General features: G+C 46.5%; 8 protein-coding genes. 2 read left to right on the plus strand and 6 right to left on the minus strand.

The window, feature by feature from the left end:
* On the minus strand, nt 1-498 hold the full coding sequence (locus ACT6NU_RS09735) for an RNA polymerase sigma factor (protein ID WP_445381479.1): 498 nt from the start codon (nt 496-498) through the stop codon (nt 1-3).
* Between the two features lie 159 nt (nt 499-657).
* Between ACT6NU_RS09735 and ACT6NU_RS09740 the strand changes: the two genes are divergently transcribed.
* Nucleotides 658-2,421: a hypothetical protein gene (locus ACT6NU_RS09740; protein ID WP_445381480.1), complete on the plus strand. Its 1,764-nt coding sequence runs from the start codon at nt 658-660 to the stop codon at nt 2,419-2,421.
* Nucleotides 2,422-2,592: 171 nt separating this feature from the next.
* Here the strand turns inward: ACT6NU_RS09740 and ACT6NU_RS09745 are convergent, their stop codons facing one another.
* The 5 genes from ACT6NU_RS09745 to ACT6NU_RS09765 all read right to left on the minus strand — a co-directional run bounded on the left by ACT6NU_RS09745 (nt 2,593) and on the right by ACT6NU_RS09765 (nt 10,384).
* The gene (locus tag ACT6NU_RS09745; protein WP_445381481.1) at nt 2,593-2,949 is read right to left on the minus strand and encodes an InlB B-repeat-containing protein; all 357 of its coding nucleotides are present in this window, start codon (nt 2,947-2,949) and stop codon (nt 2,593-2,595) included.
* Nucleotides 2,950-3,307: 358 nt separating this feature from the next.
* Nucleotides 3,308-4,255, minus strand: a complete 948-nt coding sequence (locus tag ACT6NU_RS09750) for a hypothetical protein (protein WP_445381482.1) — start codon at nt 4,253-4,255, stop codon at nt 3,308-3,310.
* Entirely contained in the window at nt 4,256-5,557 is a 1,302-nt protein-coding gene (locus ACT6NU_RS09755) for a hypothetical protein (RefSeq protein ID WP_445381483.1), read from the minus strand.
* A gap of 176 nt (nt 5,558-5,733) precedes the next feature.
* Nucleotides 5,734-7,155, minus strand: a complete 1,422-nt coding sequence (locus tag ACT6NU_RS09760; protein WP_445381484.1) for a SusD/RagB family nutrient-binding outer membrane lipoprotein — start codon at nt 7,153-7,155, stop codon at nt 5,734-5,736.
* Nucleotides 7,156-7,165: 10 nt separating this feature from the next.
* The gene (locus ACT6NU_RS09765; RefSeq protein WP_445381485.1) at nt 7,166-10,384 is read right to left on the minus strand and encodes a SusC/RagA family TonB-linked outer membrane protein; all 3,219 of its coding nucleotides are present in this window, start codon (nt 10,382-10,384) and stop codon (nt 7,166-7,168) included.
* Between the two features lie 311 nt (nt 10,385-10,695).
* On the opposite strand from ACT6NU_RS09765, the gene ACT6NU_RS09770 reads away from it, so the two are divergent.
* Entirely contained in the window at nt 10,696-13,005 is a 2,310-nt protein-coding gene (locus ACT6NU_RS09770; RefSeq protein ID WP_445381486.1) for a helix-turn-helix domain-containing protein, read from the plus strand.
* Nucleotides 13,006-13,135 lie beyond the last annotated feature (130 nt).

The following is a 13,135-nucleotide window of genomic DNA, read 5'->3' on the forward strand; positions in this document are numbered from 1 at the left end:
CTATATGCCATCTATATGTTCCCTCAGGTATTTGAGAGCGAGGTGCATCCGTTTTTCAATGGCCTTGACGCTCACCCCTTCCATTTCGGCAATTTCCGCATACTTCTTCCCATCGATCCGATTGAGCAGGAAGGTGGTTCGCTGGTTTTCCGGCAGGGCATTCAATGCCGCGTCCAGCTTTGCCTTGAATTCTTTCTCCTGCATCAGGAATTCAGGTGTTTCATGGGAAGTGTTGGTATTCCCGTTTGCGTGTTTCAACCGAACCTTCTCAGCCTTGATTACATTGAGGTACAAATTGTTTGCTACGGTGTAAACATAGGATTTAGCCTTATCGGGTGCCACTTTAGCGCAATTCTCCCAAAGTTTCACAAAGGCCTCCTGAACAGCGTCATATGCCTTTTCCTCATTGCCGAACTTATAATATATGAAGTTGAATATCGTTTTAGAATGGGTGCGGAACAACTGGCTGTATACCTGGTCATCGCAAACGTTATCCATAGTGTATTTTTTACAGGGGTATCAGGGCGCTCCGTTTTTAATTAGCCGGGGCAAAGCCGTTTTCCTCAAAGATATTTGAAAAAATTAACATTTGAGGTAGGGTAAATTAAAAGATAGTTGTTTTAAGGGTGTACAACAAAATAATAATCCAATATCGTTATGAAAAAGTTCTTAAAACAAGTGTCCTGGTCCCTCTTGCTAATCGGGGCACTATCATTTACCGCATGCCAGGAGGAATTTGAGGAAGTCAATACCTCAGATGCTCAGGGCGAATCTTTTATGGCCAGTTCCAATACGGCCGTACTTATTGAGAAAACGGCTCAGCGTGATGGCTCCTTCGATAACATTGTTGACGGATCCAGCTGTTTTGCCTTGAATTTTCCATATACCGTTAATGTAAACGGGCTGGATATTACCATTGATTCTATTGAAGACCTCAGGCTGATTGAGGAAATCTTTGATGAATTTGACGAGGATGTAGACGTTTTGGAAATCTTCTTTCCAATCACCATCACCCTTGCAGATCATACTGAACTTGTGATTAACAATAAGGAAGAACTGGTAGAGCTTGCTCGTGATTGTATTGAAGGAGGAGGTGACGACGATATAGAATGTATCGATTTCGTATATCCTGTAACCTTCTACACCTTTGATATTAATAATCAGCAAACCGGACAGGTAACTGTAAACAGCGACAGGGAACTGAAATATTTCCTGGATGAGCTTGAGGATGACGATATCATCAGCATTGATTTCCCGATTACCCTCATAAAATTTGATGGAACCGAAGTACGGGTAGATAATAATGCCCAGTTGGCTGCAGCACTGGAAATCGCCAAAGATGAGTGCGATGAAGATGACGATGATGATTATAATGATGACGATTTTACTTTGGAACGACTGGAACACGTGCTGGTTGAATGTCCGTGGGTAGTCCTTTCAGTAGAACGCGATGGTGTTAACCAGTCCGATCAATACGAGGCTTATTTGATGAATTTCTTCGAGAGCGGTGAAGTAACTGTAAAAGACCGTGCCGGAAATGTACTCAACGGAACCTGGGAAGTAACCATGCTGGATCACTATGCGGCCCTGAACCTCTCATTTGATGTGCTGGTAGATTTCACTCTGCAATGGAAAGTCTACGAGCTTGAAGAAGGGAAGATCAAACTCTTCAGTGGAGATGGGAACCGTATTATCATGAGGAGTATCTGTGACAGCGTAGATACAGACCCGAATACCTTAAGAGAAATCCTGCGTGAATGTGCGTGGATCATTAAAAGGGTTAAAAACGATGGTGAGGAAATCGACCGCCTGATCGGATGGGAGTTTAAATTCCAGGCTGAAAACGTGGTAACCCTTTCCAATGGCGTGAATACCATCAACGGAACCTGGGAAATAGGAACCAATGCACAAGGAATTCTGGTCCTGAATATCAATATGCCTGAAGACTCAGCCATTTCCTTTCAGTGGCCCCTTCGTGAGCTGTTGCAAAATCGCCTGAGGTTCGAAATCGAATCTATAGATTATGAGCTTACCTTGCTGCGCGCCTGTCCATCCACAAATGATGGAGATATTACAGAGATCAGGAGTTTCCTGATGATGGGAGACTGGATGGTAGACCAGTACATCGATTCTGGAATGGAAGAAACCATCAATTACGAGGGAATGGATTTCACCTTCGAGACAGAACACCGGCTAATAGTGAGCACCAATATGGATCCACTTAAAACAGGATTCTGGAGAGTGATACGCGATAACGATGGTAAACTCAAAGTTTATCTGAACCTTGGAGATGACAATGATGCGCTATCAGAGTTCACAGACGACTGGGATATCTACAGTATCACAGAAGGCCGCATTGAACTGCGCGACGAGAGCGGTGACGGTACAGTTGATATCCTTGTATTTAAGCGCAATCCGTAAGCATATTTAAGAAGCCTTAAGCTTCATTGATAATCCTTTTTTGCCCCCAATTTGTTAAGGAAGGCTTCCAATCTTGGAAGTCTTCCTTTTTTTTATTGACCTGGCACTATCCGCTAATTGTTTTAGACGAAACCAACCACAGAATAATTTGTCCATACCCAAAAACCACTATCATTGTTGCGGACCGCCAAAGTCATTATTTGTTTTTGCGAATACTGCTGTGACCGTCATATTGGAGTGCATGGTAATATTGTGTGTATTATTGCTTCCCGCAACGGACCCTTCCCAGTAACTAAAGAAGTAACCATCGTTAGCCAGGGCCCTTAAAGTCATTTCAAGTCCTTTTGTATAACTCCCTGATCCGGGCATTACAGCCCCACTTCCTTCCGGGATGATATGTATAGTCAAACGGACCTTTTCCCCGGATAATTCCTCAAAACTGTCATCATCTCCGCTGTCACTGGAACAATTAACGAGGAGAAACAGAACAAACACGCCCAAAACTTTGAAAAAACGCAACCTTTTCATAATTCATTGATTTTAGTGAAACAATAGTTTTTTCGGGGGTTTTGATCCGATTGACTTTTCTTAAATACAAGGTTGGTTTATAAGGGTTGAATAATTGTCTATATGGAATAATTGCTAATGACTGGTGGCCTTCTATTAAAGCTGCATAAAAAGACTCAAAAACCAATGCAGCTATGTGCTCTCAGCCTTAAAAGATTATTTGAGGTTTTAAATTATGGTTCAGGTCGGTAGTTGAGGGAGAGAAATCATTGCCGATGACATTTCCAGAAGGCAGAAGAAGTGGGCAGCCATAATTTTTGAACCTTGATCGGGGTTCGAACATTTCCACTACCTGCTGCAAACTGCGACTGCCAACTATTTACTCCAAACCAAGCTCTTTATCCCATGCCGGATCCCAATCCCCTTCTTCCTTCAGGTAAGCGATGACTTCGGCCCTCTGGCGGTGGGTTTCTTTGGTGATCCTGTTTTTTACATTAAGGAAGTTCGGATTGCTCTCAAATTCTTGGTAAGCACCAAGCTTAAGAGCATAGAATACATCGGTTAATCGATTCTTATCGATAAAGAATATAGAATCCAGTTTTGCCGCCAGGCCGTCTCCGTCTCCTTTAAGCGCCAGGCAGTTCATATCCCAGGTATCCTTATCGGGACCTGAAGCAGCTGATGGGAGGATCTCCTTGCGGCTTTGCTGGAAAGCGCATATCAGATCGGCCAGGATCTCCGCTTTTCCGGTCTCTCCTTTGTCTCGTACCAACGTGGCATAAAGTGCGACCATACCGCGATTGTCGAAGTCGATTTTGAGCTGTGGGATATCGGTGATAGCATCACACTGATTCAATAGTTCGCCGTACTCGCTTCGCAGGGTTTCCTCTGCCCTTTGGTAGTCATCAAGGTGAAAATACTCCCAGGTAAGTAAGCGCGCCTTTTCTTTGGGATCCATTCCCTTATCGTTCGCCCAAATGGTAATTAGATCGATATTCTCATTATGCTTGCCCAAAAAGCAATTAACCTCTATAGTCCTGTTTAGAATTTGTGGATTGTCCTGAGCTTTTAACTGGGCCAGATTCAAATATTTCTGGGCCAGGGGGGGCAAGTCCAGATCCATGGAATACATGATCAGGTGTGTTAAGTCCACGCGATTGAATTGATTTGGTTTTAGCATTCTGTGGATGAGTTTGAACCCTTCTACATCATCCCCATAGGGGGCGGACCGCAGCATGCGCGACTTTAGCTTGTAGCGACCACCCGCAGGATCTGACCGGATCACTTCATCCACCATTTCCAGTGCTTCCTCATGGCGGCCATACATCTAGAAGTAGCGCTGTGCCAGCATGGCTTTATAATGACTAAGTGGGTCCAGTTCCACCGCTTTTTCCATGGCTTGAGTCGAGAGGTCCGGTTGATTGGCCCAGCCCAATGCCGACGAAAGCATAAAATATGCATCAGCATAATTAGGTTTAAGTTTGATGGCCTGTCTTAAATTTTTGATGGCTAGACTTGAGTCTTTGCTGCTGCCAAAAAGGCGGTAATGATGAGCTTTAGCCCATAGTACTTCAGGTTTTTCAGATCCGTGCCGTAACGCTTTTTCCAGGTTAAGCTTCATCAACCTGTCCCGTTCGTTCCTGCTAAGGTTCCCGTAGAAGTGTTTCTGACCATACAGGAAACTCAGTTCTGCATAGACTTCCGCAAATGTTGAATCCAGATCTACAGCCTTATTCAGGAGTTCAATGGCCTTGTCGAGGTCCCGGTCATTCCTTTCAACTGAAAACCGGCGGGATTGTACATAATATTTATAGGCCTCCGTGTTTTCCGTGAGCTTTGTGGCAAGTGCCTCTTCCTCTTCTGGCAACAGGCGAACACGCAATTCCGAGGCAACATTCCTGCTTACATTTTCCTGGATGCCCCATATTTTTACAAAATCATCTTCATAGGTGCCCGACCACAAATGATAGCCGTTGTTGGCATTGATCAACTGGGCAGTAATCTTGATCCGGTTCCCTTGACTGTCATACTGAACGCTGCCTTCCAGGATATAATTCACCCCAAGGGTTTTTGCGATTTCCCGGACATCTTCATTTTTGTCTTTGAATTTAAAGGAAGATGTACGGGCGGTCACCTGCATGCCGCTCAGCTGGGCTAACTCATCCAGAATTTGCTCGGTCAGGCCGTCGGCAAAATATTCATTTTCCGCTTCAGCACTCATGTTGACAAAGGGCAACACCGCAATACTCGCCTGTTGCCTTTTATTGATACTGGTGGCCCCGGCGAAAAAGACGCGCTCTACCAGCAGAAAGCAGATAGTTATGGCCAGGGCCCCGATGATGAGATGATTCAGGCGTTTGCCGGACCGCCGGTTTTCGGGGGTGTCTTCCTGTATAGCGCCCGTTCGCTTGAGTCCCTGAGGGGTTACTTCATACAACCAGGTAATGACCAGGATAATGGGAAAGCCCACGATCAGGATCTTGGTGATCCAGGAGGCGATCTCTGGGGGCCATTCCAGGTTGTTGCTCATGGTGTCCATCACCTGCATGATGAGCCACCCAGTGACCACGTAGGCGGTGGCTGATTTATAGACGTTCCGGTTTTTAAGCTCGTTGAAGAAATTGCTCATAGTTGTCATCTTTTAATTTAGTTGGCAGTTGGCAGTTGGCAGTATTTAAATAATTAAACTCGAGATTCTGATTGTAGCTAAACTGCCAACTGTGACTGCTCCCTGACATTACTCATTGAATCTTATATCCTTACTTTATTTAAGCAAACACCCCGCACACTCCCCTCTTTTTAATTCTATTGTGTATCCCAGAACAGCCGCGTGGTCTGTGTATCGCCTCCAATCGCTTCTGATGCATTCAGCCAGTTCTGTTCATTTAAATTTTGTTCATTTATTGGGTAGGTATACCGGGTGGGTATGGGATTCCCGGTGATGGCCGGCAGGTTCAGGACAGGGGTATCAAAAGTGCGCCAGGCGGTCCATCCTTCAAAGCCCCGGTTGTACATGGCCAGCCAGAACTGCAGGCCGATTTTTTCACGCCAGTCTCCGGATGCCGTGGAATAGGCAACTTCCGGCTGGGCAAGGTAGGTGGCGATATCCGGAACGCCCCAGTAATCAAAGGAGGCCGTGATGGCCTGGTTGTAGTACTCTTCAGGGGTGCCCCCTACATTGATCCCCCGGGCACTGGCCTCAGCCAGATAGAAGGATACCTCTGCGAAGTCTAATAAGGAGGCCGGGGTAGTGGGTTCCAGCAGGGCAGGCCCTATGTGGGTGTAATTCTCATAGGTGTTGTTTGCTCCATAAATTCCCCCTTCATAGATATCCGGCCCCAGATTGTCTGCAAAGTAGATGCTGCGACGGGGATCGTTCAGGGTATTCATGATATCCACAATGGTGTTGGCTACCACAAAGTCCTTGCGGCCGGATTGCACAATATCCGTCCAAACCGGGTTTGGGTTGGAGATTCCCAGGTAGGCAAAGCTTGCGTTGTCGTTATTGGAGGTAAATACACCTGTTGCGAAGGCGCTTTCAACAGTAGCGGAGGCCAACGCAGGATTTACATCAGCAAGGCGGATGCCCAGCCGTAGTTTCAGGGAGGCGGCAAATTTCTGCCAGGCCTGCAGGTCCCCAAAATAGAGGTTATCCGTTTCGAAACCGGTACCTGATAGGTTGGGGATGGCCGTATCGATGCGTGCGATGAGATCTTCATAGATAGTGGCTGCGTCGTCATAGGCCGGCAGGGGATAGGCTACTGTGTTCAGCGCCTGGGAGTAGGGAATGTCCCCGAAAGTATCCACCAGCACCTGCCAGCAATATACGGCCAGCACCTCAATCTGTGCCAGACGGCTGGCTTTTTCGGGTTCTGATAGATTCGAGTCTTCCACCAGAAAGTTGCCAGCTGAATCCAGGTCCAGCAACACGTCCCGGTAGAGGCGGGACCAATGGTTCTGTGGGATCCTTCTGTTGTTGAAGACAAAGTTCGTCTCATCCGGGTAGGTGGTGGCCGTCCAGTACTGGGACAGGAACCGAAACACATTGATGTTGATATTGGAAGCGGCCATCTGGTCTGATAGGGTTTTCAGGGCAAAGTTGAAAAGGAGTTCCGGACTTACTTCAATGGGCTGTTTGGGATTTTCGTTATAGGCTTCGTACTGTTCATCCGAGACACAGGAGGTTCCCAGGAATACTATAAGGAGGATGAAGATTCTTTTTTTCATGGCAATGGTATTAAAATTTGACCTGAACATTCACCCCGATTTCCCGAATGGCAGGATAGGCGCCTACCTGATAGCCCTGGATGTTTCCCGCGCTCAGGCCGGCTTCCGGGTCTGCAAAGGGCAGGTTCTTGTCGATGATCCAAAGGTTCCTTCCAATTATGGAAAGGCTTGCCCCGGTAAGCCCAACCTTGCTGATGAGATCGGGCCCGAAATTGTAGGTAAGGCTGGCTTCCCGGAGTTTAATAAAACCCGCATCGTAGACATGCTGTTTCTGGGGCCCGAACCATCCCCAAGGGTTGGCGTAAGAACTGGCATCAGCCCGGATGGTATTGGGAGAGCCGTCTGCCTGTACCCCGTTGAGAATTACGCCTCCGCTGTCCGGCCCTGCGGTTACAGGATCCCTGACAGGATTACCCAGGTCGTTGTTCGCAGCCGTATACGGGTAGATACCGGTAGCAGAACCGTACAGCATGTCCAGGGAGAAGACATCCCCTCCCTGTTGCATGTCGAGGAGGAAACTCAGGTTGATATTCCGATACGTAAAGCTGTTGTACAGCCCAGCCGTCCAGTTCGGGTTAATATCGCCGATCACCTCGTTATTGGTTTCTGAGACCAGGTAAAAACCGTCGTTCCCTACAATAGGCTGTCCATTTTCATGATAAACGTAGTCGGTCCCCCTTAGGATGCCGTAGGGCTCCCCGGGGGTTGCATTGAGGGAGATTCCTTCCTGGAAGGATCCAAGCACGAGGTTATCGATGCCTCCAAGTAGTTCTACAACTTTACTTCGGTTCCGGGCCCAGTTTAGCCGTGTCTCCCACTGGAAATCCGAAAGCTTCACAGGGGTGGCATTCAGTTGCACCTCCCAGCCCTGGTTATGTATGGTGCCTGCATTCAGGAGCGCCGCTCCAAAACCGGTGCTGTTGGAAACGGGGACGCTGGTTATCTGGTTAAAGTTTTTGGCCTGGTAATAGGTTATATCGAATCCAATCCGACGTTTCAGGAACAGCATCTCCAGGCCAATTTCCCAGTTTTGTTGTTCCTCAGGTTTTAGCTGGGGGTTGTTTGCTGTGAACGGATTGGTGGCCAACCCTCCATTAAAGGGAGGGGTTACAATAACGAAGGTATTCTCTGTGCGGTATGGCCCAGTGTCGTTTCCAACTACTCCGTAATTGGCCCGCAGTTTTCCGTACGATATCCAGGTAGCATCTACCAGTTCCGAAAAAATCAGGGAACTGCTAACGGACCAGTAATCGTAAGTATTGTTGGCAACTGGGAGGGTGGAGGACCGATCCCTGCGGTATGTCCCTTCCAGATAGGCAAAAGAATCATAGCCCAGGCTAGCCTGCGCATAGAGGCCGTCTACCATCTTGGTGGCGTCGAACTCGTTTGTATTCACCGGGCCCACGCTATTAGACAGAGCAAACAGATCCTTCAACAGCAGGCCATCACTGGTGGATGCAGTAATGTTGTCCCATTCATTCCGCCTGAGGTTGTATCCGAGAGTCCCCGTCAGGTTCAGGACTTCCGTCAGGGATTTGTCGATACTCAGGATAAGGTCGTAATTATATTCAGCCAGGTTGCGATTGAAGCGCGTATATCCTGCCACTCCTTCACTTCCCACATTCTTTCGTTCTTCCCGAAGCTCGCTGTAAGTATCGAAGGTGAAACGGCACAGGGCGGTCAACCAGTCAGTAATTTTGTAGGTGAGTGCAACGTTCCCGAAATAGCGGTTTCGCGAATCTGTCTGGTAATTTTCATAGAATGTCCAATAGGGATTGTTCCAGTAAATAGGGGAAGTGTTGTCTGCACTAAAGGGATTCCAGGTTGCATTTTCCCGGGTAGCGAAATAGGCCTGCTGTAATTCTTTTACATCTACGTTTACCTGCCACCATTGCCGGTATGAGGTCATATCATTATTACCGCTGTAGCCAGTAGCGTAACGTCCACGACCATCGTTCTTGGTAAAAGTAATGTTAGCCGAGGCTGAAAGACGGTTATTAAAATCATGGGAAGTTGAAAGGTTGATGGTGTTACGCTTTAGCTGGCTGTTTGGGAGGTTGCCCTCCTGCAACAGGTTGGTAAACCCAAGCCTGAAGGAGCTCTTGTCTGTACCCCCGTCCAGGGAGATGGAGTTGATAAAGGTCCCGGCAGTTTCCCAGATAGAATTAGGATCATTGGCGCCAGCCACCCAGGGAGTTGCCTGTTGATAGGTGTCTAATCCAGGATAAAGTGAATTCCACTGGTAGATTAACAGGCTGGGATCAAAGGCAGCCCCATAGGATGCATCTTCGGAAAAGACGGTGGTAAGGTCATCGGAGCCGTCCCCATCAATATCTGCCAAGCCAAAATAAAATCCTGGTCCATCATAAAATGGGCCATAGCCAGCACCGTACTTTTTCTGGTATTTCGGTAGTGTTTTACGGTCGGCAGTTCCTGAAGTATATGTCGAATTTATAGTAATTCCAAGCCCCTTTTGTTTACTGCCTTTTTTGGTGGTGATCATGATCACCCCATTGGCAGCCCGGGATCCATAGAGGGCTGTTGCAGCAGCACCTTTCAGTACGTTGATGGTTTCAATATCATCCGGGTTCAGGTCCGAGGCAGCATTTCCATAGTCATAACCGCCGAAACCTACTTGTTGCCCCCTAGTGTTGCCTGTATCGTTGTTGACGGGCACCCCATTTACCACAAAAAGGGCCTGGTTATTTCCCTGTATGGAACTATTCCCGCGAATCACCACATTGGCACTGCCTCCCAGGGTTCCCGAACTCTTGATATCCAGCCCGGCTACCCGGCCCGAAAGGGAATTCAGGAAATTCTGTGTTTTTACTTTGGCTACTGCATCTCCCTGCACCTCCTGGGTAGCGTACCCCAGGCTTTTCTTTTCTCGGCTCAAACCTAAGGCGGTAACCACTACTTCCTGTAATTCCGTTGCATCGGTAACGAAAATAATGTTGATTACATTTCTGTTCCCGACCGCTTCTTCAACCGGAAGAAATCCTAAATAGGTAAATCTCAATGTCGCATTATTATCAACCCGTATGACATAATTCCCGTCAAAATCAGTCTGAGTCCCTGTAGTGGTGCCCAATGCGACAATGTTTACTCCGGGAAGCGGCACCCCTTCCGAATCATATACGGTACCGTTTATAGTTTTTTGCTGGGCATTGAAGAGGTTGAATGAAAACAGGAATGCAACCGTAAGAAAGCCCCGTAAGGTAGTTGGCATATTATTTAATTTTATGAGATACTTCGTACCTGGGGCAGGAGGTTCGTATCGGTTCGGTCAATTGTTAGTTAACTGGTAATATGAAGTTCACCAATCCCTTCAAGACCTCATTTCACGCATGATTCGGTCACCTTAAAAAAAAATTTAAAGTTTTCATTTATGTTGTGAATTCCGTATCCGAGGCCTGAATATTCCGCCAACAGGTAGATTGTGTGATATTTGGAGCTTACTTTGATTTGGGACAGCAGCCGTTTTTAACTTTTTTTCAAAAATCCTATATTTAAGGATAAGCTCCCCTTAGTCAAAGTGATATGCCTTCCAATGGGTTTACATCCAGAGCCAGACAGGTTGTATTGGACAACCTTTTGAACCCCCAGTTCGGGGTATCTTCCCTTGCCAAGGAACTAGGCATCAGTCGATCCGAATTGTATCGGAGAATCAAAAATGAGGAGCAGAAATCCGCCAGCCAATTTATCCGGGAGATCCGGCTTGAGCGATCCCTGGAGCTCCTGAAAACGGACCAGTACTCGATTACCGAAATCGCTTACATGGTTGGCTTTAACAGCCCGACCTATTTCTCTACCTGCTTTAAGGAATATTATGGGTACTCCCCCAGTACGGCGGACCAGAACGGACATACCTCTGAGGTTATAAACGTCCCTAAACCCTTCAGGGCCAGGAAAGTGATACTTCTGCTGATTATTGGTGCTATGGCAATGCTGATTGCAGTTTTCGCAATACCTGCCGTGGTAGGAAGCAATATCCCTGAAGGAGAAAAATCCCTGGCCGTGCTCAAATTCGATTATCTAGGGGGCGATTCTACTCAAACCTATATGGCTCACGCTCTGGCAGACGAAGTCCTCAATTCCCTGAGTAACCTGAGCATGTTAAAGGTGGTGACTGCATCCTCTTCCTTTCAGGTTGACAAAAGGGAAGCCTGCTCAAAAATTGGCAAAAGGCTGGGGGTTGATTATCTGGTGGACGGATCCCTTTCTAAACAGGGAAATCAACTTAAGGCTTCGGTTAAACTAATAGATGCCAAAACGGGAATTCAGCTTTGGTCTGAATCATTCGAGGAAGATTCTGAGGCGATTTTTAAAATGCAGAAGGATATTTCCAATAAAGTCGCCTCTAAATTGAAACGTTCCTTACCTAAGGATGTAAGGGATTTGATCAGGCAAAGCAGAACCGCCAATATGGAGGCTTTAGATCTATACCTCAGGGCTGTTAAAAAAGGAGAAGTTCGGTATGAAGATTCGATTACCCAGGCCATTCGGTGGCTTGATAAGGTCGTGGAATTGGACCCCTATTTTGCCGAAGCCTATGCGGAGCTTTCATTTTTATATGGCCAGTTGCATTATTACGGCAGTTTGAATCTGGAGGAGCGGGACAGAATGATGAATAAATACTTGGCCATGGCCCTTGAATTAAACGCTGAAAGTCCTGAGGTGCTGTTGGCTAAGGCGGACTTTGATTATAAACATGGAAACTTGTTAAAGGATTCATCTAAAATTATTGCTGCCTTTCGCAGGGTACTTGATATCAATCCCAGCAATCACCGGAGCTCTTACAGGCTGTACCAGGCGCTCAGGAGTATCGGAAAGTATTATTCTGCCCATACGTATCTGGAAAATGCCCTGGCGCTGGACCCGCTAAACTCTTTGTACAATAACGTATATGCCAGGGATCTTTTCTGGAAATGGGATGAGCGGGAAAAAGCTTTTGAGATCATTCTTGAACAAGCATCAAAAGAAATTCCTAGCCGGGGATCGATTTATTTTAAAGCTCTAATGCTGGCAGACCAACCCGGGGGAGACTACCTGTCTGCGTTCAAAATGATAAATGATGCCCTAAGAGAACAGCCGTACACATACGGTTTTTTATTCTGGGGAAGACTCCTGGCCCTGGATCTGGATTTATTGCACATGGCAAATAAATTCACCCAAATTAATCAAATAAGATTCCCGGATAACCCTATATACACCTATGAACCGGCCTTTCAGATATGTATCATCGAGAAGCGATACGAAGATGCACTGGATCTGACCAAAATTTGGTTGGAAGATAAAGGTCTGGATAAAAAAGTTGGGTATTCCAATCTGGCAAGGGTGTACTATTTGAAAGGAGAATTTGAAAAATCCAGGGACATCCTGCTCCGTCATTTTTCCGAAATGTATCAGGATATTCAAAGCGGGGAGTTAAGCATCGGAAGCATACAGCCTACAGATATTGGCCCAATCAGAACGTATATTGAAGTCCTGAGAACAGCTGCTGAGATGGAAAAAGCTTCGGTGTTTGCGGACTATTTATGTTCTTACTACCAAACACACGGTAAGCGTAGCATGTGGGCCAATACATTTTATCCGCTGAACTGTTTTTATGTAAAAAATGACATAAATGGGTTTCTTAACCGGCTAAATAAAACCTTTTTTGAAGATGGACACCGCCTGGCGATTTACAGTCATTTAAAAAGCTCAAAGTTTGCCTCCTTTGAGGAGTATCCGGAATACCAGCAACTCTATAAAGAGATTGAGCAAGAGACCCACCGCATGCGTTTGGAGGTTATTGAATACCTGAAGGAAGAAGGAAGTTGGGATCCCAAGTGGGATGAGGTTTTGTAATTATGGAAAATTTGAAATTGCGCTAGTCCGTTTCACATTGTATTTACAGGATATATTCTGTTTCCCAAAATCCGGTTTTATGGGAAGAACTCAGGGTTTTTCCTGTTGTCTGACAGCTTCTCCATTCCAT

It is taken from the genome of Robiginitalea rubriflava, assembly GCF_052540725.1.

What these genes read in the sequence shown, in the direction of transcription:
- ACT6NU_RS09735 (WP_445381479.1), bottom strand. Translation starts at nt 498, where the DNA reads ATGGATAACGTTTGCGATGACCAGGTATACAGCCAGTTGTTCCGCACC.
- ACT6NU_RS09740 (WP_445381480.1), top strand. Translation starts at nt 658, where the DNA reads ATGAAAAAGTTCTTAAAACAAGTGTCCTGGTCCCTCTTGCTAATCGGG.
- ACT6NU_RS09745 (WP_445381481.1), bottom strand. Translation starts at nt 2,949, where the DNA reads ATGAAAAGGTTGCGTTTTTTCAAAGTTTTGGGCGTGTTTGTTCTGTTT.
- ACT6NU_RS09750 (WP_445381482.1), bottom strand. Translation starts at nt 4,255, where the DNA reads ATGTATGGCCGCCATGAGGAAGCACTGGAAATGGTGGATGAAGTGATC.
- ACT6NU_RS09755 (WP_445381483.1), bottom strand. Translation starts at nt 5,557, where the DNA reads ATGAGCAATTTCTTCAACGAGCTTAAAAACCGGAACGTCTATAAATCA.
- ACT6NU_RS09760 (WP_445381484.1), bottom strand. Translation starts at nt 7,155, where the DNA reads ATGAAAAAAAGAATCTTCATCCTCCTTATAGTATTCCTGGGAACCTCC.
- ACT6NU_RS09765 (WP_445381485.1), bottom strand. Translation starts at nt 10,384, where the DNA reads ATGCCAACTACCTTACGGGGCTTTCTTACGGTTGCATTCCTGTTTTCA.
- ACT6NU_RS09770 (WP_445381486.1), top strand. Translation starts at nt 10,696, where the DNA reads ATGCCTTCCAATGGGTTTACATCCAGAGCCAGACAGGTTGTATTGGAC.